The following is a 254-nucleotide window of genomic DNA, read 5'->3' as shown; positions in this document are numbered from 1 at the left end:
ACGGCCAGTTCCAGCAGCGCGGTGCCGGGCACCACGACCGTGCCCCGGATCGTGTGCTCAGCGAGCCACGGGTGGGTCGGCAGCGAAAGCCGGCCGGTGAACAGGAACCCGTCGGCGTCGGCGAGTTCGACGGCCGCGCCGAGCAGCGGGTGGCCGGCCGGGCCCAGGCCAGCGGCGCGCACGTCCCCTCCACGGCCGGGAGTGGCTTCCGGCCAAAAGCGCTGCCGCTGGAAGGCGTAGGTGGGCAGGTCGAC

Annotated in this window: 1 protein-coding gene; it reads right to left on the bottom strand. The window is 74.8% G+C overall.

All coding sequences use genetic code 11. The features are described from left to right. Positions 1-182: hypothetical protein (locus G3I65_RS29485; protein ID WP_375336730.1), on the bottom strand; the 182-nt coding region annotated here is incomplete at its 3' end. Between the last annotated feature and the right edge of the window lie 72 nt (positions 183-254).

Source organism: Amycolatopsis sp. SID8362, from assembly GCF_010550475.1.
GTDB lineage: Bacteria > Actinomycetota > Actinomycetes > Mycobacteriales > Pseudonocardiaceae > Amycolatopsis > Amycolatopsis eburnea.
This window is presented reverse-complemented; position numbering and strand designations above follow the sequence as displayed.